Source organism: Streptomyces sp. DS1-CR2, assembly GCF_055760475.1.
Genome location: NZ_CM147085.1, coordinates 6,853,443 through 6,878,913, shown reverse-complemented (window position 1 = coordinate 6,878,913; position 25,471 = coordinate 6,853,443). Strand labels below are relative to the sequence as shown.

The following is a 25,471-nucleotide window of genomic DNA, read 5'->3' as shown; positions in this document are numbered from 1 at the left end:
CGGGGTTCATCCCAGGCCGCCGCGGTACCGGCCACACCACGGAATCCGCCCGGCGGCACGCATGCATGTCTCGCCAGTCGCATGCCGTCGGGCGGCACCAACTCCCTTCGGGGAAAGCCCTCTTCGGGGAATGCCCATTTCAGGAGAGGCCCGCTTCGGGGGAAGCACAGAACGCCGAGTACGGACGGTCCCGTACTCGGCGTTCTTGCGTTGTCCCCACGTCGCTCAGCGGGCGGCGCTCAGGAGTTGCCGCCGCCCGCCCGCGCGATCAGCTTCTCGCGGGCCTGAACGACCTGGGCGGCGACGCCGTCCGTGCTCAGGTACGTGATGGTGCCGTCCGGCGCGATGACCGGCTCGATCGATGTCACGCCGGTCATGCGGTACTTGGACTTCAGAAAGCGCGCGATCCCACTGCGCGTACACGGGCACGTCTCTGCGGGCGCGCATGCGGGACACGGTGCCCGCCAGCTCCTCGTTGATCCGGTCCCGGCCAGTACATGACCTTCGCGGGGTCGCCGCCACCGGCCGGCGGCCGGTTCCCGAAGCCGTACGCGACGAGGAAGTCGATCCGGCCCAGGGGCACCGTCGGCGGATGCCAGTCGAAGCCGATGTGGAATGGGTGTCGGCCCGGTGTCATACGTGACGCGCGCCGCCACGCCGAAGGGGCGGTCCACCCCCATCGGGTGGACCGCCCCCAGTTCGGCCGGCAGGCGCCTGATCAGGCCGTCAGCGGCCGGATCGCGGTCGGCGCGTGGCCGGGCTCGGTCGCGAGCTCCTCGAACTCCTTGACGGCGCTGATGTCGGCCGTCGGGCTCATCGAGATGTTCGTGATGCGCTCCAGGATCGCCTCGACGACGACCGGCACGCGGTACTGCGCGGCGAGCTTCTTGGCCTCCTCGAAGGCCGGCAGGAGCTGGTCGGGCTCGGTGACGCGGATCGCCTTGCAGCCGAGGCCCTCGGCGACCTTGACGTGGTCGACGCCGTAGACGCCGAGCTCGGGGCTGTTCTGGTTCTCGAACTCCAGGTTGACCTGGAAGTTGATGTCGAGACCGATCTGCGCCTGGCGGATCAGGCCGAGGTAGGCGTTGTTGACCAGGACGTGGACGTACGGGATGCGGTGCTGCGCGCCGACCGCCAGCTCCTCGATCATGAACTGGAAGTCGTAGTCGCCCGAGAGCGCGACGACCTGGGTCTCCGGGTCGGCGGTGGCGACACCGAGCGCGGCCGGGATGGTCCAGCCGAGCGGGCCGGCCTGGCCGCAGTTGATCCAGTGGCGCGGCTTGTAGACGTGCAGCATCTGCGCGCCGGCGATCTGGGAGAGGCCGATGGTGGTGACGTAACGGGTGTCGGGCCCGAACGCCTTGTTCATCTCCTCGTAGACGCGCTGGGGCTTCATCGGCACGTTGTCGAAGTGCGTGCGGCGGTGCAGCGTGCCCTTGCGCTCCAGGTGGGAGGCGACCCACGCGGAACGGTCGGGGAGCCTGCCCGCGGCCTTGAGCTCGCGCGCGACCTCGACGAACAGCTCGAGGGCGGCCTTGGCGTCGGAGGCGATCCCGTAGTCCGGGGCGAAGATCTTGCCGATCTGGGTCGGCTCGATGTCGACGTGGACGAACGTGCGGCCCTCGCGGTACACGTCCAGCTTGTAGCCGGTGTGACGGTTGGCCCAGCGGTTGCCGATGCCGAGGACGAAGTCCGACTCCAGGAACGTGGCGTTGCCGTAGCGGTGGCCCGTCTGCTGGCCGACCATGCCCGCGTTCAGGTCGTGGTCGTCCGGGATGGTGCCCCAGCCCATGAGGGTCGGGACGACCGGCGTGTTCGTGATCTCGGCGAACTCGACCAGGAGGTCGCAGGCGTCCGCGTTGATGATGCCGCCGCCGGCGACGATCAGCGGGCGCTCGGACTCCAGGAGGAAGGAGATCGCCTTCTCGATCTGGGCGCGGGTCGCGGCCGGCTTGTAGACGGGCAGCGGCTCGTACGTCTCCGGGTCGAAGTCGATCTCGGTCTGCTGGACGTCGATCGGCAGGTCGATGAGGACCGGGCCCGGACGGCCGGAGCGCATCAGGTGGAACGCCTGCTGGAAGACGCCGGGCACCTGGGCCGCTTCGAGGACCGTGACGGCCATCTTGGTGACGGGCTTCGCGATCGAGGCGATGTCGACGGCCTGGAAGTCCTCCTTGTGCAGGAGGTGGCTGGGCGCCTGGCCCGTGATGCACAGGATCGGGATGGAGTCACCGGTGGCCGAGTAGAGGCCGGTGATCATGTCGGTGCCGGCCGGGCCCGACGTACCGATGCAGACCCCGATGTTACCCGGGTTCGTACGGGTGTAGCCCTCGGCCATGTGCGAGGCGCCCTCGACGTGGCGGGCCAGCGTGTGGCTGATGCCGCCGACCTCCTTGAGGGACTTGTAGAAGGGGTTGATGGCGGCACCCGGCACGCCGAACGCGTTCGTGACGCCTTCGCGCTTGAGGATCTCAACTGCCGCGCTGGCAGCGGTCATACGAGCCATTGAGTTCTCCTGCTTCGGCTGTCGGATTCGCGCTCCCGTCGCGCCCCGCGGCGAGCTGTGAGTCCGTGCTGTCTTCGTACTGTCTTCAGCTTCTAATTTCCACATTGCGGAAACCAGGTTCTGCTATATGGAAGCAATGTAGGCGGCGGCCTCCCGACCGTCAAGGGACGGCCTCTCGTCGACGGATCCGGAGGGATCTCGCCCGACTGCCTGCCGCGGCCGGGGGTTTGGAGGACGATGGGCCCCGAGGGCGGGAAGCCATCACGTGAGCCCGGGTGCGGAGCCCCGGGCGGATGCCGGGAGTGGGTCATGGCTCAGAACGTGCCGGTGCGGTGCCCCGCCTGCCGGCGTGAACAGGTGTATGCGCCACCGGCCTACCCGTGCTCGTGCGGCGCGCCCGTCGTGCCGCCGCTGCGGCGCGGGGCGCCCGCGCAGCCGGTCACGCACCGCACCTGGCTCGACGACTGGGTGACCGTGCGGTGCGCCGCCTGCGGGCGCCGGGACCGGTGGCCGCGCCCGGAGGTCGGCTGCGCATGCGGCACGGTGCTGCGGATCCCGGTCGAGGGCGACCCGGCGCCGAGCCATGACGCGTCGCCGGACTCCGACGTGGCGGGCGGCGCGACCTGGCCGGGGCCCGCGGACCCGCCCACGACGGACGGTCCGGATCAGGCCGGTCCTACGCGGCCGGGCCCCGCCCACATTCCGCTGCCGCCCACGGCTCCCGTCCCGCGCCCCGCGTTCCGGCCGGTGGCCATCCGCACGGCGCGCGACGCGGTGACCGCCGTCGCCCTCTATCTGCGCTGGCTCGGCTACCGGGACATCCGCCACGCCGACCAGCGCCCCTCGTCCGGCGTCGGCCTCGCGGCGCGCGGCGTCGTCGCCCAGGTCGAGCCGTCGGTACGGCCCGCCACCCTGCGGGACGTGGAGTGCCTGTGGCTGACCGGCATGACGGAGTCGGCGGTCTGCGTCTACTTCTCACTCGCGGGCTACGACGAGGACGCGCGCACCCGCGCCGACGAACTCGACGTCCCGCTCTTCGTCCTCGACCTGGCGGGCATGCCCCAGCCGGTCAACAACCCGGCGGACGAACTGATAGCGGCCGGGGCGTAGACCGGAACTATCGGGAGGGCCCCACCCGGGCTGATCGCGCCCGGATGAGGCCCCGCGGAACAAGTCGTACGCCTCAGCCGGCGTCGGCCCCGTACCCCTCCCGCAGCTCGATCTTGCGGACCTTGCCGCTCACCGTCATCGGGAACGCGTCGAGGATGCGCAGCCGGGCCGGCGTCTTGTAGTGGGCCAGCTGGTCGCGGCAGTACGCGCGGAGCTCCTCCAGGGTGAGCGTGTCCTGCGGGTCACGGAGGATCACGCAGGCCAGGACCTCCTCCCCGTACCGCTCGTCGGGCACGCCCACGACCTGGACGTCCGCGATCTTCGGGTGGGCGTAGAGGAACTCCTCGATCTCGCGCGGGTAGACGTTCTCGCCGCCCCTGATGATCATGTCCTTGATGCGGCCGACGATCTGGACGTAGCCGTCCTCGCGCAGGACCGCGAGGTCGCCGGTGTGCATCCACCGTCCCGGGTCGATGACCTCGGCCGTCTTCTCCGGCTCGTCCCAGTAGCCGAGCATCACGCTGTAGCCGCGCGTGCACAGCTCCCCCGGCTCGCCGCGCCGGAGCGTCACGCCGCTGACCGGGTCGACGACCTTGACCTCGATGTGCGGCAGGACGCGGCCGACCGTGCCGGTGCGGCGCTCCAGGTCGTCGTCGCGGCGGGTCTGCGTGGAGACGGGCGAGGTCTCGGTCATGCCGTAGCAGATGGAGACCTCCGCCATGTGCATCTCGGCGACGACCCGCTTCATGACCTCCACGGGACACGGCGAGCCCGCCATGATGCCGGTCCGCAGCGACGACAGGTCGTACGTCGCGAAGTCGGCGAGGTTCAGCTCGGCGATGAACATGGTCGGGACGCCGTACAGCGACGTGCACCGCTCGCGCTCGACCGCGTGGAGCGTGGCGACGGGGTCGAAGGACGGGGCGGGGATGACGATGCAGGCACCGTGGGACGTTGCGCCCAGGTTGCCCATGACCATCCCGAAGCAATGATAGAAGGGCACAGGCAGGCAGACCCGGTCCTGCTCGGTGTAGCCGACCGTCTCGCCCACCCAGAATCCGTTGTTGAGGATGTTGTGGTGGGAGAGCGTGGCGCCCTTCGGGAAGCCGGTCGTGCCCGAGGTGTACTGGATGTTGACCGGATCGTCACAACTCAACTCGGCCTGCCTGGCATCGAGTTGATCGCCAGTCACCGCAGCAGCACCCGCCGTCAGGGCGTCCCATCCGGGGTCACCGATGAAGACCGTCTCGCGCAGCTCCGGGCACCGCTCCCGCACCTGCCGGACGAGCGCCCGGTAGTCGCTGCCCTTGTGTTCGGTCGAGGCGACGAGGAGGGAGACGCCCGCCTGCTTGAGCACGAACTCCAACTCGTGGGCGCGGTATGCGGGGTTGATGTTCACCATGACCGCGCCGATGCGCGCGGTCGCGTACTGCACGAGGACCCACTCGGGGCAGTTGACCGCCCAGATCCCGACCCGGTCCCCCTTGAGCACACCTCTGGCAAGCAGCCCGCGTGCCAACTCGTCGACGTCCGCGCCGAATTGAGCGTAGGTCCAGCGGCGCCCGGACGGCACGTCGACCAGTGCGTCACGGTCGGGGTACGCGGCCACGGCCCGGTCGAGGTTGCGGCCGATGGTGTCGCCGAGGAGCGGCGCGGGGTCCGTCCCGTGCGCGTAGGAGAGGGGCGTGGGCTGGGTCGTCGTGCGGGGTTCGTTCGTCACCGGAAGTCCTCCTCGCGGTACTCGGCCGTGGAACCTCGCGCCGTGCGCTCGCGCAGTTCGATCCGGCGGATCTTGCCGGAGACCGTCTTGGGCAGCTCGGCGAACTCCAGGCGCCGCAGGCGCTTGTACGGCGCGAGCACGTCCCGCGAGTGCTCGAACAGCAGCTTCGCCGTGCCGGGCCCGGGTTCGTACCCCTCGGCGAGGACGACGTACGCCTTCGGGACGGCGAGCCGCAGCTCATCGGGGGCGGGCACGACGGCCGCCTCGGCGACCGCCTCGTGCTCCAGGAGCGCGCTCTCCAGCTCGAACGGACTGATCTTGTAGTCGGAGGCCTTGAAGACGTCGTCCGAGCGGCCGACGTACGTGAGGTAGCCGTCGGCGTCGCGCGAGCCGATGTCGCCGGTGCGGTAGTAACCGCCCGCCATCGCCTCGGCCGTGCGCTCGGGGTCGCCGTGGTAGCCGACCATGAGGCCGACGGGGCGTGCGGACAGGTCGAGGCTGATCTCGCCCTCCTGCGCGCCCGGTTGGCCGGTGACCGGGTCGAGCAGCTCGACCTTGTAGCCGGGGCTGGGGCGGCCCATGGAGCCGGTCTTCAGCTCCTGACCGGGGCTGTTGGAGACCTGCACGGCGGTCTCCGTCTGGCCGAACCCGTCCCGTATGGTGACGCCCCAGGCGCGCCGCACCTGCTCGATGACCTCGGGGTTCAGCGGCTCACCCGCGGCGACGACCGCGCGCGGCGGCGTCGCGAGCTGCGTCAGGTCGGCCTGGATGAGCATGCGCCACACAGTGGGCGGGGCGCAGAAGGACGTGACGCCCGCGCGCTCCATGACCTCCATGAGCCGGCCCGCGTCGAAGCGCGTGTAGTTGTAGAGGAAGACGGTCGCCTCCGCGTTCCACGGCGCGAAGAAGTTCGACCAGGCGTGCTTGGCCCAGCCGGGCGACGAGATGTTCAGATGGACGTCTCCGGGACGCAGCCCGATCCAGAACATGGTCGCCAAGTGCCCCACGGGATACGACACATGGGTGTGCTCGACGAGCTTGGGCCGGGCGGTCGTGCCGGAGGTGAAGTACAGGAGGAGCGGGTCCTCGGCCGACGTGACGCCGTCGGGCTCGAAGGTCTCGGAGGCGTCGTCGGCTTCCTCGTACGAGAGCCAGCCGTTTTCCGGAGTGCCGCTCGCGCCGACCACGGTTCGGGTGAAGTCGCCGGGGACCTCGGTGAACTTCTCGACGTCCTCGGGGCGCACGATGACGTGCCGAGCCCGGCCGCGGTCCACGCGGTCGCGCAGGTCGGCGGGGCCGAGCAGCGGTGTCGCGGGGATGACGACGGCCCGCAGCTTCATCGCGGCGAGCATGATCTCCCACAGCTCGACCTGGTTGCCGAGCATCAGGAGGACCCGGTCGCCCGCGCGGACGCCCTGGCCGCGCAGCCAGTTGGCGACGCGGTTCGAGCGGCGGCGCAGCTCGTCGAAGGTGAAGCGGCCCTCGCGGCCGTCCTCCTCGACGATGTGCAGGGCCGTCTTCCCGTTGCCGTCGGCGATGACGTCGAACCAGTCGAGGGCCCAGTTGAACCGCTCGGGGCGCGGCCAGGCGAAGCCCTCGTACGCGGTGGTGTAGTCGTCCGCGTTCCGCAGCAGGAAGTCCCTCGCCGTGCGGAACTGTTCGGTCGGACTCGGATCCGTACCGCTGGTCACCGTCGTCATGTGTCCTCCTCATTGCGGACCGTGCATGCCATCGTGTAATCCCTGACGCAGATCTCACCACCCCCGGACGGGGGTGGTGTACGAACCGCTCCCTGGAGGGACACGGCGAGTGAGCGCAGACGGGACCGACGCGGTGGAGATGCGTGCCGCTCTGGTGCGGCTGCGGCGGGGCACGGGACTGCCCGTCGCGTTCGGCGGACTCATGACGGGCGGCACCGTGACGGGCGGCACCGGTTCGGTGCGCATCGGTGAACTGAGCGGCGCGGTGACGGGAGCGCTCCGCGGCCTCGCCATCGCGACGGGCAACGGCCTGGGCGGCAAGGCGCTCGCCCTGTCCCGGCCCTGCGCCGTCACGGACTACCCGGTCTCGCGGCACATCAGCCACGAGTACGACGCGGCCGTCGCGGCCGAGGGCCTGCTCTCGGTCCTCGCGATCCCCGTCGTCGTGCGCCGCCGGGTACGGGGCGTCCTCTACGGGGCGCTGCGCACCGCCCAGCCACTGGGCGACCGCACGCTGGGCGAGGCGGTCGCGGCGGCGCGCGACGTGGAACAGGCCTTGGTGATACGGGACGAGGCGCGGGCGCTACTGGCGGCGGTGGGCGGAGCGGGGGCCTCCGGCTCGCGGGCTGGTGGGGTGGCCGGTTCGGTGGCCGGCGCGTTGGCCGGCTCGGCGGCTGCGGCGACCAGCTCGGCGACCGGCGCGGCGGCCGGCGCGGCGGCCGGCGCGGCGGCGTGGGAGGAGGTGCGGGAGGCGCACGGCGCGCTGCGGGCGCTCGCGCCTCGCGTCGTGGATCCGGCACTGCGCGAGGAACTCCTCGCGGTGTGCGGGCGGCTCGCCTCGGCGACGGCTCCGCCGCGCGTGCGGGACGTGGGGCTCGCGCCGCGCGAGGTGGACGTCCTCGCGTGCGTGGCCACCGGCGCGACAAACGCGACCACGGCCGAACGCCTCGGCCTGCGGCCCGAGACCGTGAAGGGCTATCTGCGGGCGGCCATGCGGAAGTTGGGCGCGCACACGCGCCTGGAGGCGGTGGTGGCGGCACGGAGGGCGGGGCTGCTGCCATAGCTGCCGCCTCGGGCGGCCCGCGCCTCGGGCAGGAACAATTCCTCATGCGGTCCGTGGACGACGAAGGGGGTTGAGGGACATGCTGGGGAACATGGTGTCCACCGACCGGTATCTGGCGTTCGCGGCGATGTCGCTCCTTGTGATCGTGATCCCTGGCCCGAGCGTGCTGTTCGTGATCGGGCGCGCGCTCGCGCACGGCCGGCGGACGGCGGTCGCGACGGCGCTCGGCAATGTCATCGGCTCGTACGTGCTCGTGGTGGGCGTGGCGCTCGGGATCGGTTCCCTGGTGGAGCGCTCGGCAGCGGTGTTCATGGCGGTGAAGCTGGCGGGAGCCGCGTATCTGGTCTTCCTCGGCGTGCAGGCGTTCCGGCATCGCCGAGAGATGCGGGCCGAGGACATCCGGGGGCCGCAGGGCCCGCCGCGCGGGGATCTGCGCACGGTCGCGGACGGCGCGCTCGTCGGGGTGACCAACCCCAAGGGCGTCGTCTTCTTCGCGGCGGTTCTGCCCCAGTTCGTGGACCACTCGGCCGGTCAAGTGCCTGCGCAGATGCTCCTGTTGGGGCTGATCCCGATCTCGATCGGCCTGGTCACGGACACGCTGTGGGGCCTGACGGCGTCCGCCGCGCGTACGTGGTTCGCCCGGTCCGACCGCCGCCTGTCGCTGATCGGCGGCACGGGAGGCTTCGCGATGATCGGCCTGGGAGTGACAGTCGCTGCGACGGGCCGCGCGGACTGATCCCGGCGCGCTCCGACTGCCGCTACTCCGGCCGTACGGTCTGCCACTACTCCAGCCGTACGGCGACTGCCACCACTCAGGCCGCACGGTGACTGCCACTACTCCGGCCGTACGGTCCCGAAGCGGATGTCGCACGGGCCCTTGACCTCCAGCGTGCGCGCGGTGGTCTCCGCCTCGTCCGTGAGGGCGTCGCGCTGCCCCGAGGTGAGCTTCGCGAAGGGCTGGAGGGTGAGCGTGGCGCAGGCGTCCTTGGCCTCGTCGAGCTTCCAGAGCCCGGCGAGCATGCCGTCGACGAGGAAGGCTGGATAGGACATGTTCGCCTTCCAGGTGCGGTCCTTGTACGCGAGCGGCACGAGGCGGGTGCGGTCGGCGTGCGAGAGCAGCAGGTTGTCGAACTCGGGGAGGAGTCGCGGCGGGGCGGGGGTGTCCTCGTCGGGGCGGGGGGCGTCGGGCAGGTCGAAGAGCTCGACGCCGTGCGGGTCGCGGAAGGTGACCAGTTGCGGCCGCAGCCGCTCGAAGACCTCCTTCATGCGGGTCAGGCCCGCCCACTGCTGCATGTCCTTGACCGAGGCGGGCCCGAACGCGGCCAGATAGCGCAGGACGGTGCCGTCCGGGGCGGGCGCCGGGTCGGCAGCCCGGTCGAGCCAGTGCTCGGCGGTGGTCAGGGCGACCTGGCCGCTGCGCTTCCACAGGCCGCGCGGCGTGGTCTGCACGAGCGGCAGCCGGCAGCGCGCGGCGATCGTGAGGGCGAGGGGGTCGGCGTCGGGCCACTCGGCGAGGAGCAGCTCCCTGATCTGCTTGGGGGTACGCGGCTCCTGCTCGACGTACGCCTTGGTGAGCGCGGTGAGCCGGTCGAGGTCGACGCCGGACAGGCCCTTCGCGAACATCTTCAACTCCCGCTCACGCGCGGGCTGGACGAGGGGGCGCAGACTCATGCAGTCGTCGGCGCTGTGGAGGTGGATGGTCGAGCGCATGGTGACGATACGGACGACCTCGCGGTCCTCCAGGAGCCGGGAGAGCTCGGCGGGGTCGAAGCCGTCGAGCCGGGCGGCGAGCGCGCCGTAGGGCGGCTTCACGTTCTGCGCCTGGAGCCCCAGCAGATGTTCCACGGCGGCCTTCACGGGGACCGGCGAGCGCCGCAGCAGGAACTGACGATCGAGGGTGGCACGCCCCAGGGCCCGGGCCGACAGGGTCGGCGTCGCCGTATTGCTCACACTTGCCTTGGCCGTGCTCCGCTTGGTGGTCACACTCGGCACGCTATCGGGACTTGCGGACAGCTACTGGCCTCAAGCCACCGCCCAGCCAACCACCCACGTCCCACCGACCTGCCGACCGCCCCCTGACGATCACTCCGCCACCGGCCGTATTCGGGCCATATATCCTGCACAGTGGCCGAAGTGACAGCCGTTTCGACACGCAAGGCGGAGACATGGCAGAGCGGCGGACCCGCCACGGAGGCGAACCGAAGAAGTACATGTGGCGCCGCGCCGCGGGACAGTCGCCGGTGAACCCGCCCGAGCCCCCTACCGCGCCGCTCCCGTCCGCCACACCTACGGACCCCGCGTCCGAGACGGCCAGCGTGGTGCAGGCGGCGCTGTACCAGGACGGGGTACGGGTGTCGTCGCCCACGACGCTCGCCGAGACGTTCCGCGAGCTGCGCGAACAGCAGGACGGCATGGCATGGATCGGTCTGGCCCGCCCGACCGAGTCCGAACTCCTCTCCCTGGCAGGCGAATTCGACCTGCACCCGCTCGCGGTCGAGGACGCACTGGAGGCGCATCAGCGGCCGAAGCTGGAGCGGTACGGGGACACGCTGTTCGTCGTCCTGCGCGCCGCCCGCTACCTGGACGCACCCGAGGAGGTCGAGTTCGGGGAGCTGCACGTGTTCGTCGGAGCGGACTTCGTCATCACGGTCCGGCACGGCGCGGCACCCGAGCTGTCCGGTGTGCGCCGCCGCATGGAGGACTCCCCCGAGCTGCTGAGACTCGGCCCCGAGGCGGTGCTCTACGCGATTCTCGACGCGGTGGTGGACGGCTACGCCCCGGTCGTCGCCGGCGTCCAGACGGATATCGACGAGATCGAGACCGAGGTCTTCTCCGGCGCGCCCGAGGTGTCCCGGCGCATCTACGAACTCTCGCGCGAGATGGTCGAGTTCCAGCGCGCGACCCGCCCCCTGGTCGGCATGCTGCACGCCTTGATGGCGGGCTTCGCCAAGTACGGCACGGACGAGGAACTCCAGCGCTACCTGCGTGACGTGGCCGACCACGTCACGCACACCAGCGAACGCGTCGACGGCTTCCGCCAGGCCCTCGCGGACATCCTGACGGTGAACGCGACGCAGGTCACCCAGCAGCAGAACGCGGAGATGCGGGCACTGGCGGAGGCGGGCTTCGAACAGAACGAGGAAATCAAGAAGATTTCGAGCTGGGCGGCGATTCTGTTTGCTCCCACACTGGTGGGAACTATCTACGGCATGAACTTTGAGAACATGCCGGAGCTGGGCTGGAGCTTCGGATACCCCTTCGCGATCGGCCTGATGGGGGTTGTTTGCGTCAGTCTGTACCTGATTTTCAAGCGGCGGGGCTGGCTTTGAACCCCTCGCGGCGCACCCAGCCCTCCTTCGCGCTTCACTCTCGCATCGGTCGAAGGTTGAGCAAAGAGGCGCCGTGGGGAGCGGCTGGGGAGAAGTGATGCGAGTGATCTCCTCTCCCTGCTTCCATCAAGCCCCTGACCAGGATTTTTGGAGGTCAACGGGCGCTGGGGAGAATCCGGGGAGAAACGGCAGGCAGCTCATGCCATGCGCGTGCCATAGTGGGCACGTACAGCCCTCTAATCGACGTCCTGCCTGATGAGTCCGCCGATCCTGCGGAATATCGCAGACAGTGACATTCGCGTATCGCCTCGGCGCCGCCACCAAAACATCCCAGCGCCCAGATGGTGCCCGACTCGGATCACTACTGCCCGTTCAGCCGAGCAGGCTGCCCCGGTAGACGGAGGCGAGCGGACACTTAGTGTCGCCGCGCTTTGAACCTGGATCCACCGCGTGAATGTTGATCACGCTATCTGTTTCTTCGGGTGCGGGCAGCGGTGATCGCCGGGCGGCCGTCCGGTGCGGGGTCTCCGAGGTCTTTCGGGTCGTGGGCGGACGGGGTGATCACGAGATCAGGTGAGCATGCGCTGTCCGGTCGCCGTCCACAGGTCGGTGAAGTCGTCCTGCCAGCACCAGCGTTGGGGCAGGTGGAGGGTGAGGCGGCGGGCGCCTGTGGCGATCCGGGCGGGGATGTTGATCAGATGGCGGCGGATCGTCCCGGTGCGAGCCTTGGCGTGGAAGACGGAGGCGAGGTGGCCGGCGGCTCGGGTGATGTTGTAGGCGGTGGCTGCGAGGGTGAGCCAGGCCGCGTTCGCGGTGAACTTTCCCGAGGGCAGGTGCGCGAGCGCGGAGTCCTCAAGATCCGCGAAGACCTGTTCCACCTGGGCGTGTTCACGGTGCATGGGCTCGGCCTGGGCGAGCGTGAAGCGGCTGTCGGTGAAGACCACATGGTGACGCCAGACACCGAAGAGCTCGGCCTGCCCCTCGGGCACGGACTTCGGGTTCAGGCGCTTGACGCGGCGCACGATCAGCCGGGCGGTGGTGTGGAACGCCTTCTTCTTGGAGGCGAACGCGGTGAACTCGACCTCGGTGATCTCCGCGTCGGAGATCCAGAGTTCCTCCTCGGCGTCCCAGACGGCGGCGGCGTACTTGATCGGCGTCCAGGCGCCTTCGTCGATGCCCGCGCTCGCCTCGCGGATCGTCTTGTTCACCGCCACGGCCAGCGAGAAGTACGCACCCGCACTCCGGCACGCGGCCACGACCTTGTGGAAGAAGTACGCGGAGTCCGCCCGCACGAGGATCTTCGCGGTGATGCCTATCGCCCGCACTGTCGCCAGGGCTTCGCGCAACAGCGACGCGGCGCCCTTGCCCGAGCCGGCCGCACCCTTGCGCAGCCGGGTGGCCACGATCACCGGGGCACAGGTGGCGGTCTTGACCGTGACGATCTGGAAGTGCAGGCCGCGCTGCTTGCTATAGCCGAAGGAGGCGCCCTGCTTAGCCGGCCCATAGACCTGCTTGACCTTGGAGTCGATGTCGACGAACACCACCTCGTCACCGGGCGGGATCAGGCCGGTGTGTGCCGCGAGATGGCAGGTGAACGCCCGTGTCGCGGACTCCAGTTGGCGCACATGACCCCAGGCGAAGGCGCGCAGGAAACTGCCCAGCGTGGACGGGGCACGCACCCCACCGAACAGGCGCGGCAGCCCGCCGTGGAGCAGCACGTCCAGGTCGTCGATGCTGTCCGCCCCGGCCACCATCTCGCCCACGATCGACAGCGCCTTCGCGGCGGCGGCCGTCCCGGCACCGTTTTTCGCACCGGTCAGCTTCACCTTCTCGGCCACCAGAGCGGGCAGGCCGCACCGCTCGGCCAGCCGGATCGTGGGGACAAGCCCGGCATGCGCGATCAGGTCCGGGTCATCGAACGCGGCGAACAGTTCCGCGGGCCTGTGGGAAACTTTCACTTCAGAGGTGCCTTGCTTCGTGGGACTGATGAGGGCGTAGGAACTCCCATCATCCCAGGTCAGCAGGCACCTCTTCCTATTTCCCATCCACAGGCAGACCGTCACGCCGTGGATCCAGGCTGAAGCGTTGTGTGCGGTTTCGGTCTTCCTGTTGCCGACCAGGTCGTAGGTGAAGGACTGCCAGTACGGTGCGGGCCCGCCAAGCGCACTACTGCCGGGGAGACGGCCCACCACGTGTCTCGATGGGCCGTCAGGAATGATCGACTATAGCGGCTGATTGGGTCCTCTGAGTTGATTGCGTCACGCACTGCGGTGAACTCTTCCTCTGCTTCCGAGTCGCGATCCATCATGCGTTCCCAGAAGTCCCCGGAAATCCAATCCTTCGGCCCCATACTCAACCCACCTCGGGCATAGAGCTCCACGCTCCAAAGGGAAGGGATTACGCAGGAGACCTGCTCAAAGAATTCACCGCTGAACAAGCCAGCGAGATCGCCACGAGCGTGCTCAATCCGCAAAGACGAAGACCCATCAACCCGCACATGGACTTCAAGTACGACGCACTCCTGCCCCGGCGTAAGGTAATACCTACCGTCAATCGGATTGGGAGGGGTGTCTGGCGCACCCAGATAGCGAACCCTCATCGCCCTACCCCTCCACCGAGCTTCACCTTGTAGTCATATAAAGGTAGGAACGTTCAGCTCGGCGACTTCACCCCGGACGTTCGGAATGAATGTCGAGCTCCCGAATTGCCCATCTATCACGAACCAGCCGAGCAAATAGCACCCGCCAGTGAAGAGCTCTTCACCCCGACCTCACCGCTACTCGAATAGCACGACGAAGCGTTCATCGAGATTGAATTCTTCATCTTGTGCCTGAACCCTCAACAGGACGTCACGTAGCGACGAGAATTTAGAATCGCCCATCGCCCTCCTGCTCGCATCGGACTCCCTCCAAATGAGCTTTACCGGCCTTTCGATATCCGCCGAAAGAATATCCCACAGTGCCGCCAGATTCGGCCGATAGTAGGATCCCAGATCCAGCACATCCGCCATCTTCGAGTGGAACTCGGCGACAGAACTTACCTGAGCTCCGTCGATTTCAATGATCACTGTCGCCACTTCCAACTGGGAATCCGACCAGAAAGACTCGCAGTGGTCACTCGTGACGTACGCCAATCCCGGTCAACAACCTCAGCCTGCTGTCGAATCAAGGTCACCCCCGAATCGATCGCGAACATCTGTCACGAAATCGGCACCACCGAAAGGAGGAATCCTCGCCCTCCACCAGCGCAATTCACCAGGAGAAACAACGGGCCCCCCTCCAATGAGGGCACGGAACCCCCTGTCCGTTTCGTCGATTTCGCGCAAAAACCACAGAAACCTCCGATCTTCAACAACCCTCGGATCGTCCGCTGCCGCCTGCAGGGCGTCTCGCACTGAAAGGTCGTTCAAGTACTCGGAATAATCGTCCTCATATCCACCAAGACATTCACTCACGAATTCATCCCAAGCATTAAGCATCTCGCCTGGAAGCGCGGATTTACGCCACCCGCTCGCGCGAATCGCCTGCTGGAAAACCTCTACGAAACTTTCCTCTTCGGCACCCATTAGAACTGCTCCAAGAAGTAGGCGGCAGGGTCACCATCCGGCCTGAAAAATGTCGAAATCGTGCCGGACGAATTCATATATCCGAAGTATCCGGTATCAGGGTCGACCCTGAACATCCCCCCACTTGAGCTGGGCAGGGAGATAGATCCTGCGGGACCATCTCCGGACATAAAGTTCCGGGCGGCCTCTCTGTATCGCTGGCGCCCTTGCAGCCCTTGAAATTCAGGCATATCCGGCCCCTTCGGCATCACCGTCAGCTTCCCCTTCTTCCCTACCTTCACGCCCAGAACATGCTTCGAGTAGCGCCGCTGACAAGTCCGAATTAAAGTCGGCCCTCGAGACAACGCCCGCCTCTCCAGACGGCAAGCTGCCTCCAGCGGCGCCGCCGGTCCCTACGTCCGACACCAATTCAGCACGGCCTGCAGGATTATCCAAGCAGGCCACCGCGACTTCAGGTCCGATGGCCGCCGCGAGAGGACCAACAGCTGCGACCAGGCCAATGCCACCGGCGATGCCGATCAGCACTTTCTGCCAGGTCGAGAGGCAGGCGTGATGCATGCTCGGATCTTGGACAGGGAGCCCGGGGAACGATGAAGGGCGCGACCCGTCATGATCGTGTGATTTGACTCGCAAGATCGTGAAGGCCTCGCCCGCATGCCATCATGCCCGACCCTGCCCATCTCCCGTCAACTCGCCGATCAACTCGGCATAGAAGGCAAGGAGTTGTGCACCCCCGACGCGCTCCCCTCGCTCCTGGAAGCGGTCCGCACGGTGCCCGACCCGCGCGCTGCGCCCCTGATCACCCACCCCTTGCCGATGCTGCTCGGCGTGGTCGCCTGCGCCCTGCTCTGCGGCATCCGTTCGGTGCGCGGCGTCATCCGCTGGGCCCACGGCCAGGGCGCGGGCATCCTGGCCGCGCTCGAAGTCCCCGACGGCAACCCCGCCCAACTGCCGGTGTCCACCACGCTCACCCGCACCCTCGCCCGCGTCGACGCCGACGTCCTGGATGCCGCGATCGGTACGTTCGTGCAGGCCCACACGGCTGACCCGCTCGCCACGGTCGCCGGTGCCCCACCTGTTCTCCAGCTCGCCGCGGACGGCAAGACGGTCCGCGGCGCCCGCGACGCCGAGGGCCTGCAGCTGCACCTGCTCGGCGTCTACCAGGTCGACCCCGGCGTGATGCTCGCCCAGCGCGAGATGCGCCACAAGCCCCACGAGACCGTGCACTTCACCGCCGCTTTGGACCTGATCGCCGACATCACCGGGGCGATCGTCACCGCCGACGCCCTGCACACGGTGGCCGGCCACGCCCGCTACCTGCACCAGCGCGGCGCCTTCGGGCTCTTCCCGGTCAAGGAAAACCGCTCCACCCTCTTCACCCAGCTCGACGCGCTCGACTGGGACGCGACCACCAACGACCGCGTCACCACGGTCCGCACCGAGGAAACCAACAGCGGCCGCCACGAGACGCGGCTCGTGCACGTCCAGCCACTGGGTGACGGCCAGGTCAACTGCCCACACGCCACCCAGGCCCTGCTCATCGAGCGGTACACCACCGGCCGCGGCGACGGGAAGACGCACGCGGTCTCCGAGCTCGGCATCACCACCGCACCCGCCGCGACCGTCGGTGCAGCCACCCTCGCCCGGTGCGTGAGGGACCAATGGGCCATCGAGGCCCAGCACTTCGTCAGGGACGTGACCTTCGGCGAGGACGCCTGCCGGGCCCGGACCGGCAGCCTGCCCCGAGCCCTCGCGACCTTCCGCAGCCTGGCGATCAGCCTCGCCCACCTCGCCGGATGGAAGAACCACGCCGCCGCCCACGACCACTACCGCAACCACCCCGCCGACGCCCTACGCGAACTCGGTCTCACCACATGAGCACGCATCACGCCTGACTCACACCCACATAAGGGACGAGCCTTGCGCGAAAAGGGGAGCGGGACCCATCGGCGAACACGGGCCGTAAATACCACCGATCTGCGACGCACTCGAAACCCTGCTGCTGCCGATCACCACCGCGACGAACGTAAACGTCATCGCGGCTTAGCTCGCATAACTCCTGTACACCGACCTCAGAGTCGAGAGATTCTAATCAAGCCGCTATCCATCTCTTCACCTGAAACCCCAGTCGAATTTAGAATCACGTTGGCAAGGTCACTCCCCAGGAGCAATGAATCACCCAAAGCTGGAATCGCAGTGCCCCCATACAGGGCGAGCGAATCCCAGTTATCAGGCTCAGCAGCCCCGTCAAAGTCGAAAACTAGAGCCCGCGTCTGCGTAGGTGAAAGCGAAGCTGTAGCCTCCACCGCGCGAGCCACAGTTTTCACTTCTTCACGAGTCAACCCATCTAGCCAGAATGTCTGAATCTCGCAGCCTAGCGGCTCATAGCTATATTCGGCTGCAAGATTACTATCCGCCGACATTCACCAGTTCATCGTGACGGGCGACAGCCTTAGGCTGAGCAGCCACTCAAGCTGCTCGCATGTGATTGGAACGTCGTCGCCATCGACGTTAATGGCTGCAACAACACCCGCCCCCGGGTTCTTTAGGCTTACACCAAACTGGCCGAAACGCTCCACTTGATATCTGAAAATCGACGTACTACTCGACTCACGATACCACCGAATGAAACCGTCTCCCATGCTATCCCTCCGGCAACGAGCCCAGGTCAGCAGGCACCTCTTTCCGTTCCCCCGCCCAAAGCCCGACCGTCACGCGGTTGATCGAGGCTCAGCACCACGGATCCGCTGCCAGCCAGCAAACTCAATGGCGGAAGGACTGTCAGGGAGACGTCACAGACCCATTTCGAAGGTCCACGTACACTTCTGGGCTATCCATCTGGGAGATCAACGCGCTTTCGCTCTCCCAGCGCACATCGGTGACGACCTCTAGATTGACCCGCCAATCAATCTCGCCACTGCTGCACACAGCGGAGAGTCCGACTTCGGAGAGAACAATTAGCCTATCCAGGCGAGAAATATACCTGAAGCTGTCGAATCTCGAATCGAGACTAATCTCACGATCGACGACCATGCCGGGAGAGATTCGATACAGGTGCGAGTTACAACCAATCCAGCGCGCCCCGCCCCATTCACTACCAAAGATCGTCGGGGACTCGAATTCTGAATCCATTTGAATCCCTACAGCTGATCCCTGGCTACCCGCCCCAGCATCATCTGCCGACGAGAAGACGTACACGGGCCCTGAGCCGGATCCGTACTCGTTAACAATGCCCAGGTCGGCGGACAATCCGGCACGCGCTTCTCCGGAACTCGACCAAACCGAGCACTCCATTGCACTGCTACCGAATGAGATCGTGAACATCGACACGACCACCACCTACTTTCGGTATCTCGAATTAGATCCGTACAACTGCCCAGTGATCAATCTATTACCGTCCCAGATTGTCTCCGTCTTGAGCATTCCATCGGGCCCCTTCAAGAAACCCTCCCTCACGGTGCGCCCATTCTCCTGAACCCGCACCACAGAGTTGGGATTATTGAATACCTCGTCAAGATGCTCAGAGAATAGTGCACGCCCTCTGGTGAATGCCTATTGAGTTCGGCGCCCGCGCCCACCTTCGGGCAGGTGGACGCGGGCACGGAACTCACGGTGCTGCGGGGAGGCGGGCGCCAGCGGTGGCCGTTTCATTTAGATGGGCATTGTCGGCACCAAGCACCTTGCGCGCCTGATCACTGGCAATCACCATCTGCCGCGGATGAAGGATACAGGGCCTCTCGCAACGCTTGCGCCATCTCCTCCTCGTCATAGTAGGGACTTCCCTCACCGGGCCGATAGAGCGCAACTGGCTCCGCGAGTTTCTCGTACAGGTCGGTCTCAAGAAATTCAACGATCAAGAGCTCCTCAATTTCTCCGACCTTTGCCATTGAGCGGTCTCGCCCATCAATGAATTCTTGTGAAATTCGTTTTAGCTTCTCGATTGGAGTCACGGAAGTTCTATCTCTTTAGGGATCATGACAGTCACGACACGGCTCGGATCATCAGCACTGATGGCAACGAAGGGCTTCCCAGGCAGCTGCATCGCTCGCACCTGAATAGTTCTCCGAACCGGGTCGTACTTCACCTTAGTTGCATTGTCGAGTATGTAGTCGACAACCTTCAGGCTTGTTGGTGGACGTCCGGGCCCCGATCCCGCTACACGCTCTGCTGCGTGCATGCTGAGCGTTCGACCACCTGGAGTCACGAGCTTCGGAATATGCATGTTGAGTTTCTGCCGGTTAGCGAAGCCCCTGTTGTACAGCGTTAGCTCGCTTGAGGCACTTCCGGAGGGCGCGCTGCCTCCAGCGGCGCCGCCGGTCCCTACTTCTGACACGAATTCAGCACAGCCGGCAGGGTTAGCCAAGCAGATCACCGCGACTTCGGGCCCGAGGGCCGCCGCGACAGGACCAACAGCTGCGACCAGACCAATGCCACCGGCGATGCCGATCAGCACTTTCTGCCAGGTCGAGAGGTGACGGTTGAATCCGTCGCTGACGTTGGGGTCGTAGTTGGGGTTGGTGCCCATGGCCCAGCCGTGGAAGACCGGGGGCTTGTGGTCGACGTGGGTGGTGAACAGCGTCTTCTGGCCGAGGTCGAAGTAGCGGGTCGTGGTGCGCCCGGTGCCGTTGCTGAGGGTGGTGGTCTTGGTGCTGCTGCAGACTCCGTAGTGGCAGTAGCCAGCCGAGCTGTTGCCGGGGTCGACCGGGCCGGTGGTAATGATTCGTCCGGAGCCGTCTGCGTAGGGGACGCCGATGCCGCACTCGTCCGGTCGGCACAGGCCGCTGGGGTCGGCGTAGGTGACGGGGCTATTGCCGCTGTAGGCGTAGCCGTTGAGAGTCTGCGGTTCGCTGGGGTTCATCAGCGGGTCGACGCTGATGAACCGACCGGTGGTGGGGTCGTATTCACGGGCGCCCAGGTGGGTGAACCCCGTGTCGTCGGTGTCGTCGGTGCCTCCGACGTACCCCTTGCTTCCTGGCCAGCTTGTCGGCTCTGAGCCTCGGCTACCGCCGAAGGGGGCAGAGCGGCGCTGCTGCAGTGTCAGATCGGTGGCACTGACCGCGAGTTGAGCGGTCCCGTTCCCGTCAGCGACGAGGAAGGAGAGCTTGTTGTCGTCGGTTCGAACGGCCTGGTTACCGCTGCCGAGGCTGTAGTAGCGGGTGGCTTTGGCAGTGGCGGCACCCTTGGCGAGGGTGAGTTCGGTGTTGCCGAGGTAGAGGGTGGTGGTGGCGTCGTTTCGGCGAATGAGCCGGGATCCGTCTGCGTCGTAGAGGTACGACGTGGTCTTGGTTCCGCCGTTGCCGTCGTCCGTAGTTGCCTTGGCCAGGTGGCCTTCGCTGTCCCAGTCGAGGGTTTGGTTGTCGCCGCCGATTGTGCGTATGTGCGTATTGCCGGCCTTGTCGTAGCTGTAGCCGGCTGTCGTGTTGCCGTCGGGACCTGTGGTGGCGACTTCGGTGAGGCTGTGGGGCTGGGCTGTGCCAGCGCCCGGGTATGTGTATGTGCGCTTGACGTCCTTGGTGCTGTCACCTGAAGCGTTGTGATCGGTCTCGGTCTTACGGTTGCCGACCAGGTCGTAGGTGAAGGACTGCCAGTACGGTGCGGGCCCACCGAGAGCACTACTGCCGGGGGCGCCGGCACAGGTTTCAGTGGACTGGGCCCAGGCTTCAGTGAGGCGGCCGAGGTAGTCGTAGTTGTAGCACTGGTTGTCGGTGCCGTCCCTGGCGACGTCCTTGATCGAGGTGATGTTGCCGGCCTCGTCGTAGGTGTAGGTCGCCGACTTGTCGGTCCCGTTGACGTCCTCGCGCCGGACGTTGGAATTGCCCAGGCGCTGCGTGCCCCACTCGTAGGTGTTCGTTACCTGGGTCTTCTTGGCGCCGGTGGCCTGGTAGGAGTACTGCAGCGGCTTGCCGGTGTAGCTGTACTGCGTGTCGGTGACGTAGGTGGCGCCGCCGGTGCCGCCCAGCGTCTTGACGCGCATGACGTCGTCGTACGTCGGGGTGAGGACCTCGCTGGTCAGGCTGCCCGCGGCCGGGTAACTGGTCGACTGGACGGTGTCGTCGAGGTTGTACTTGGTGTTGGACTGGTATGAGCCGGCCAGCGCGCCCTCTGTGACGGGAATGCTGACGGTGGTGCGAGTGGGGCGGTACAGGTTGTCGTAGAGGCTGTAGGCCGTGGTGTAGGCACTGCCCGCGGAGCCTCCGACGTAGCGGGTGGCCGAGGTGAGCTGACCCTTGTAACCGGTCGGGTCCCACACGTGCTTGGTCAGCAGTGGGGCGGAGGCACTGTCGCCGTCGTGGGTCTCGGTTTCGCGCCCCAAGTCGTCATAGACATGCGTGATCGTCAGGTTGCGGGAGTCGGTCGTGGAGATCAGCTGGTTGCGGTCGTCGTATTTCGACGTGTCGTCGCCCTTGTCGGGATCGTGCACGCTGGTCTGGTTGCCGCGCTGGTCATAGCCGTAGGTCCACTTGTTGCCTGCCGGGTCGGTGAGCTGCGACAGCTGACCGGACCGAAGGTCGTAGTCGTAGTGGGTGGTGTCCGCAGTTCCTGTGGGGGTGGCGCCGTGGTATTGCAGCAGATCCGTGGTTCGGCCGCGGACGTCGGCAACTGTGGTGGTGGGGGTGCCGCCCTTGGGCGGGGTGACCGAGACGCGGTCGCCGCCGTAGACGGTGGTGGCCGTGGCCAGAACCTGGCCGCCGTCGCCGTTGCCGGCGACCTGCTGGGTTTTGGTGACGCGGCCGAGGCCGTCGTAGGTGTTCCAGGTCTGGGTCTCCACCGAGAGTGCGTCGTCCAGCGCGAGAAGGCCGGTGGAGGGGGCGCTGGTGTTGTAGTACGGGGCGAACTGCTTTGCTGGCAGGCCGCGTTCGTCGTAGAAGGTGTCGGCGATCAAGCGTCCGCCATCCGGGCCGGGGGCCTGGGTCTGGCGTGCGCGGAGGAAGCCGTCGTAGAGGGTGTAGCTGGTGCGTTGGGTACCGTCGTTCTTCAGCGTCTTGGTGCCAACCGCGATCGGGCCGCTGCCGTCGATCGTGTACGTGTATTCGGCGTTGGGGGTATCTCCGTTGGCCTTGGACCGGTTGGGCAGCCACGCCTTGAGCTTGCGTCCCAGCGCATCGTAGGTCTGGTCGGTTCGCTTGTTGTTGGCGTCCAGCACGGTGACGGGCAGTCCACGCAGCGGATCGAGTGTCGAGGTCGTGGTCTGCGCCGTGGTGGCCTGCCCGGCGGCGGCGGGCGGCGTGGTGACGGCCAGTGTGGTCGGAAAGCCTGTGGTCGGCGTGTAGGTGGTGGTCGTGCTCCGTCCGTCCGTACGGTCGGTGCGCACAGGGGCAGTGGTCTCGGTGGCGGTGACGGTCCCGGTGAGGTCGGTGACCTTCAGTGGCCGCCCGTAGGCGTCATAGTCCGTGCCGGACTCAAGGTAGGTGGCGGTGGTGCCGTCGTGCGACTTCAGCGTTGCCGTGTGCGTGGCGTCGCCCTTGGTCGGCGCCACTCCGTACGCCTGGCCGTCGTAGGCCGTGCGGACATCGGAGACCACGGCCTTGGCCCGGTCAGGAGTGTCGGCACAGGCCGCGGCTACGGTCTCGACCCGGGACGGATCCTCGAGGATCCAGGCAGTGGTGTTGTCGACGTAGGTAGTGCGGGTGCACTCGTTGTCCGCGGCGGTGGAGGTGTCGCCGGCGTCGTGCTGGACGGTGATGCGACCGGCAGTGTGCTCGTGGGTGTAGGAGACGTAGGTCTTGCGCCACTGCGTGCCTGCGCCACCGTCCAGCGAGGTCCAGCCGTAGCTGTTCTGGGTGCCGGTCAGGTTGGCGGTGGTGGTGCCCCAGGAGCGGACCCGCTTGGCGGTTTCGTAGTGCCAGGGGGTGCTGGTTGTCTTGGTCAGGACTTTGCCGCTGGGGCCGCTGTAGTTCTCGGTCTTGTATTCGTAGCCGGCCCGAGGGGGATCGTCCGTGATGCTGACTCCGTTGTCATCCTTGACCGTGACCGTGCGGGTTCCACCGCTGGTGTCGGACTTGTCCCCGTCCATGCCGCGCAGGAAGTAGTGGTCGGTCTGGGTCTTCATGCCGACCGGATCCTGGCCGCCGGTCTGAACCCGGACGTGGCCGTAGCCGCGCCAGGTGGACCAGGTCTTGTACTTCTCCTTGGTCAGTCCATCATCGTCGTCGTAGTGCCACGCCGCACCGTCCAGGTAGGAATAGCGGGTGACCATGTCCGGTGAGGCACCAGTACGGTCGGTCTGCTGGACCTGCGTGACGACGTACTTGTTGAACCACTGCAGACTCGGGTCGGCGTCGCCCGACTTCGTGAAGTACACGGGATAGCAGCGCGTGGTGTTGCTCTGCGGCGTGGGCAAGTTTCCGGCGTCGCAGGCGGCGGTGGAGTAGGTGACGTCGGTCTGTCCGCCAGATTCGTCATCGATGGTCGCCAGGCGTTCCTTGATGAACGGTGAGGTGTCGTCGCCGGCGATATCCATGCGGTTGGCCCGCTGGTCATAGGAGAAGGTGACCTTGGGCAGGGTGATGTTCGAGGCGGCCGACTTGCCGGTGTGCTGGACGGAGTCCAGCAGCAGCTGGTAGTCGATGTCGGACATACCCCACTTGTGGTTGAGGGACCAGCTGTCGATCGCAGCGTAGGTGTTGTCCGACTGCAGCACCCCGGTGCTCACGCCGGTGAGGCGCTTGCGCGTCCAGAAAGTCGGCGAAGCCCCTGCGGTGCAGTCCTTGCCCGAGGTGCAGTTCAGATCCCACGGGGTGTCGTACCAGTAGAACGACTTGTCGTCGATCGTCGAGGCGTCGCAGGTCACCCCGTCCTGGGGGAGGCACCGCTCGGCGGAGGTGAAGTCCACCTTGGCCAACGGCTTGGTGCCGTACATCGACGAGGACTTCAGGCCGTACTCGATGCGGTCCAGGTAGCCGCCGCGGTCGTAGGCAGTCTCATCCGCTGCGGTGAGGTTGCGGGCGTAGTAGTTGGTTTCCTTGTTGTAGTAGTTGGCGATCGCGTTTCCGTGGACGTCGACGGCGTAGTCGAGGTTCCAGCGCCATGCCTGCTGGCACCACGAGTCCTCGAAAGTGGCGGCGTGGCACGGCTCGCCGGCATCGTCACCGTAGACCGGCACGGTCCAGGTTGAGTCGGTGGTCTCGTCGCCGCTGGCCCAGCCGGGCAGCTTGTTGTAGCCGAAGTAGTAGCGGGTGCCGTCCGTGGTGGTGACGCGCCAGTACTCCTGGTTGTTGTCGCCGTTGTCGCGGGTGGTTCCTGTCAGACGGTCGATCTTGGTGCCGTCATCATCTTTCAGTTTGAAGGTGTCGGTGCCGGTGGCGATCAGTTCGCCGGAGTGTCCGTTGAAGGACAGTGTGGCGTTGTCGTATGCCCAGCACAGGTCGCCCGGCTTCTTGCCGTCGGCATTCGTGACCCCGTCCTCGTCGCAGGACTTGTAGGTGCGCTCGATTGACCCAGGCCACAGACTGAACCCGTCACCAACCCAGGAAGCCTGGTTGTTTGTGTTCGAGGTACGGCCGTCGACGCTGCCAGAGGAGTACGACAAGCCGACCTCGGGGGTCAGTCCGCCGGGAACATCCGGTACGGGCATGTTGTACGACCAGCCGAAGTCACCGGTGTTCAGGTTGGTGTTCCACGTAGCTGACGGCGAAAGCGCCGTGGCCTGAAAACTTCCGTGATCGCTGGAGGTGCCGGTGACAACCGCCAATACCACTGGTGTGGAAGCCGCGCTGTCAGTCGCGGCAAGAGTCACTGCAGGAGCCGAGAGAGTCTGCGCCTTGGCATCATTGTCCGTGGTGAGCGGCTTAGCAGCGGTGCACTCGTCTCTCCCGGGATCGGTGAGCGCACAGGCCGGGAGGCGTACCAAATGCAGTCGGGCTGCATAGGCACCGCCGTACGCGTCCGCGAAGTCGGAATAGTCCACGGATACGGCTGCCTGTCCTGCCTCAGCGCCTGATTGCGCCTGAAGGCTGAACATGAGGCCGTTGACCCCTGCGCGCCGTGCGGCCTTGGCGTCCAGGACACGGACCCTGGCCTTGCCCGAGAACGACGGGCGGCTCGTTCTGTTCCCCTTGACCGTCTTCGCGGTCTTAGTACGTGGTGCCGCAGTAAGCGAGATCGGCAAATCGCCTGCTCGGGCCGGGGCCTTGGCACCGGCCATGAGTGTGGCGGTGGCTGCTCCGGGCTTTGCCCAGGTGTGCTTGGGCGCTGTCTTCGGTACGCGGGGCAGACCGTCCCGCTTGCGCGGCTTCATCTTCACGCTGTGCCCGGACACCGGCTTCTCCGATGCGGGGACCTTGGCCAGAGTGTTCGCCTCGGCATCGGCGGTGAAGGTCGCCTGCAACAAGGTGCCGACCAGCACAGTGGAGATGCTCAACGCGATCCTGCGACGTATCCGGCCGTGCGCTCTGCCTGCCATGGCTGTGTCCCTCACTGATGTCATCCCCCGCCGGGCGTGTCCCGTGGACCCCGCTCGGCGGGGCATCGTTGCCTGA

16 protein-coding genes are annotated in these 25,471 nt (G+C 66.7%); 5 read left to right on the top strand and 11 right to left on the bottom strand.

Annotated features, from left to right (window positions below):
* Positions 1-239 precede the first annotated feature (239 nt).
* Together ACY0PA_RS32380 and gcl are read right to left on the bottom strand one after the other, a co-directional pair.
* Positions 240-377, bottom strand: coding sequence for a hypothetical protein (locus tag ACY0PA_RS32380; RefSeq protein WP_473081027.1), 138 nt, complete (start codon positions 375-377; stop codon positions 240-242).
* Positions 378-718: 341 nt separating this feature from the next.
* Complete coding sequence (gene gcl / locus ACY0PA_RS32375; RefSeq protein ID WP_473081026.1) at positions 719-2,497, bottom strand: glyoxylate carboligase; 1,779 nt, start codon at positions 2,495-2,497, stop codon at positions 719-721.
* 318 nt (positions 2,498-2,815) lie between these two features.
* Between gcl and ACY0PA_RS32370 the strand changes: the two genes are divergently transcribed.
* On the top strand, positions 2,816-3,616 hold the full coding sequence (locus ACY0PA_RS32370; protein ID WP_473081025.1) for a hypothetical protein: 801 nt from the start codon (positions 2,816-2,818) through the stop codon (positions 3,614-3,616).
* A gap of 73 nt (positions 3,617-3,689) precedes the next feature.
* Here ACY0PA_RS32370 and ACY0PA_RS32365 read toward each other — a convergent pair whose 3' ends face one another.
* Both ACY0PA_RS32365 and ACY0PA_RS32360 read right to left on the bottom strand, forming a co-directional pair.
* On the bottom strand, positions 3,690-5,336 hold the full coding sequence (locus ACY0PA_RS32365) for an AMP-binding protein (protein WP_473081024.1): 1,647 nt from the start codon (positions 5,334-5,336) through the stop codon (positions 3,690-3,692).
* Positions 5,333-7,036 carry an AMP-binding protein gene (locus tag ACY0PA_RS32360; RefSeq protein ID WP_473081023.1) on the bottom strand — a complete coding sequence of 568 codons (1,704 nt, stop codon included), beginning with the start codon at positions 7,034-7,036 and terminating at the stop codon, positions 5,333-5,335. The genes ACY0PA_RS32365 and ACY0PA_RS32360 overlap by 4 nt, the downstream gene beginning before the upstream one ends.
* A 109-nt stretch (positions 7,037-7,145) precedes the next feature.
* On the opposite strand from ACY0PA_RS32360, the gene ACY0PA_RS32355 reads away from it, so the two are divergent.
* On the top strand, positions 7,146-8,099 hold the full coding sequence (locus tag ACY0PA_RS32355; RefSeq protein WP_473081022.1) for a helix-turn-helix transcriptional regulator: 954 nt from the start codon (positions 7,146-7,148) through the stop codon (positions 8,097-8,099).
* A gap of 91 nt (positions 8,100-8,190) precedes the next feature.
* Entirely contained in the window at positions 8,191-8,835 is a 645-nt protein-coding gene (locus tag ACY0PA_RS32350) for a LysE family translocator (protein ID WP_473081021.1), read from the top strand.
* 98 nt (positions 8,836-8,933) lie between these two features.
* Here the strand turns inward: ACY0PA_RS32350 and ACY0PA_RS32345 are convergent, their stop codons facing one another.
* Entirely contained in the window at positions 8,934-10,082 is a 1,149-nt protein-coding gene (locus ACY0PA_RS32345; protein ID WP_473081020.1) for a winged helix DNA-binding domain-containing protein, read from the bottom strand.
* 182 nt (positions 10,083-10,264) lie between these two features.
* On the opposite strand from ACY0PA_RS32345, the gene ACY0PA_RS32340 reads away from it, so the two are divergent.
* On the top strand, positions 10,265-11,428 hold the full coding sequence (locus tag ACY0PA_RS32340; protein ID WP_473081019.1) for a magnesium and cobalt transport protein CorA: 1,164 nt from the start codon (positions 10,265-10,267) through the stop codon (positions 11,426-11,428).
* Positions 11,429-11,997: 569 nt separating this feature from the next.
* Here the strand turns inward: ACY0PA_RS32340 and ACY0PA_RS32335 are convergent.
* The 3 genes from ACY0PA_RS32335 to ACY0PA_RS32325 form a co-directional block, all read right to left on the bottom strand.
* Complete coding sequence (locus tag ACY0PA_RS32335; protein ID WP_473081018.1) at positions 11,998-13,386, bottom strand: IS1380 family transposase; 1,389 nt, start codon at positions 13,384-13,386, stop codon at positions 11,998-12,000.
* Between the two features lie 818 nt (positions 13,387-14,204).
* On the bottom strand, positions 14,205-14,504 hold the full coding sequence (locus ACY0PA_RS32330; RefSeq protein ID WP_473081017.1) for a barstar family protein: 300 nt from the start codon (positions 14,502-14,504) through the stop codon (positions 14,205-14,207).
* Positions 14,505-14,576: 72 nt separating this feature from the next.
* On the bottom strand, positions 14,577-14,993 hold the full coding sequence (locus ACY0PA_RS32325; RefSeq protein ID WP_473081016.1) for a hypothetical protein: 417 nt from the start codon (positions 14,991-14,993) through the stop codon (positions 14,577-14,579).
* 654 nt (positions 14,994-15,647) lie between these two features.
* Between ACY0PA_RS32325 and ACY0PA_RS32320 the strand changes: the two genes are divergently transcribed.
* Entirely contained in the window at positions 15,648-16,871 is a 1,224-nt protein-coding gene (locus ACY0PA_RS32320) for an ISAs1 family transposase (RefSeq protein WP_473081015.1), read from the top strand.
* A gap of 903 nt (positions 16,872-17,774) precedes the next feature.
* On the opposite strand, the gene ACY0PA_RS32315 is transcribed toward ACY0PA_RS32320, so the two are convergent.
* From ACY0PA_RS32315 to ACY0PA_RS32305, 3 genes are all read right to left on the bottom strand, one after another.
* Positions 17,775-18,323 carry a hypothetical protein gene (locus ACY0PA_RS32315; RefSeq protein WP_473081014.1) on the bottom strand — a complete coding sequence of 183 codons (549 nt, stop codon included), beginning with the start codon at positions 18,321-18,323 and terminating at the stop codon, positions 17,775-17,777.
* Between the two features lie 362 nt (positions 18,324-18,685).
* Positions 18,686-18,943: a hypothetical protein gene (locus ACY0PA_RS32310; RefSeq protein ID WP_473081013.1), complete on the bottom strand. Its 258-nt coding sequence runs from the start codon at positions 18,941-18,943 to the stop codon at positions 18,686-18,688.
* Positions 18,940-25,395 (bottom strand): RHS repeat domain-containing protein, encoded by a 6,456-nt coding sequence (locus tag ACY0PA_RS32305; RefSeq protein ID WP_473081012.1) that lies wholly within the window; start codon positions 25,393-25,395, stop codon positions 18,940-18,942. Before ACY0PA_RS32305 ends, ACY0PA_RS32310 begins: the two co-directional genes overlap by 4 nt.
* Positions 25,396-25,471 lie beyond the last annotated feature (76 nt).

Coding starts and splice junctions, on each gene's coding strand:
- ACY0PA_RS32360 (WP_473081023.1), bottom strand. CDS start 7,036: ATGACGACGGTGACCAGCGGTACGGATCCGAGTCCGACCGAACAGTTC.
- ACY0PA_RS32340 (WP_473081019.1), top strand. CDS start 10,265: ATGGCAGAGCGGCGGACCCGCCACGGAGGCGAACCGAAGAAGTACATG.
- ACY0PA_RS32350 (WP_473081021.1), top strand. CDS start 8,191: ATGGTGTCCACCGACCGGTATCTGGCGTTCGCGGCGATGTCGCTCCTT.
- ACY0PA_RS32305 (WP_473081012.1), bottom strand. CDS start 25,395: ATGGCAGGCAGAGCGCACGGCCGGATACGTCGCAGGATCGCGTTGAGC.
- ACY0PA_RS32380 (WP_473081027.1), bottom strand. CDS start 377: ATGACCGGCGTGACATCGATCGAGCCGGTCATCGCGCCGGACGGCACC.
- ACY0PA_RS32370 (WP_473081025.1), top strand. CDS start 2,816: ATGGCTCAGAACGTGCCGGTGCGGTGCCCCGCCTGCCGGCGTGAACAG.
- ACY0PA_RS32325 (WP_473081016.1), bottom strand. CDS start 14,993: ATGGGTGCCGAAGAGGAAAGTTTCGTAGAGGTTTTCCAGCAGGCGATT.
- ACY0PA_RS32320 (WP_473081015.1), top strand. CDS start 15,648: ATGCCATCATGCCCGACCCTGCCCATCTCCCGTCAACTCGCCGATCAA.
- gcl (WP_473081026.1), bottom strand. CDS start 2,497: ATGACCGCTGCCAGCGCGGCAGTTGAGATCCTCAAGCGCGAAGGCGTC.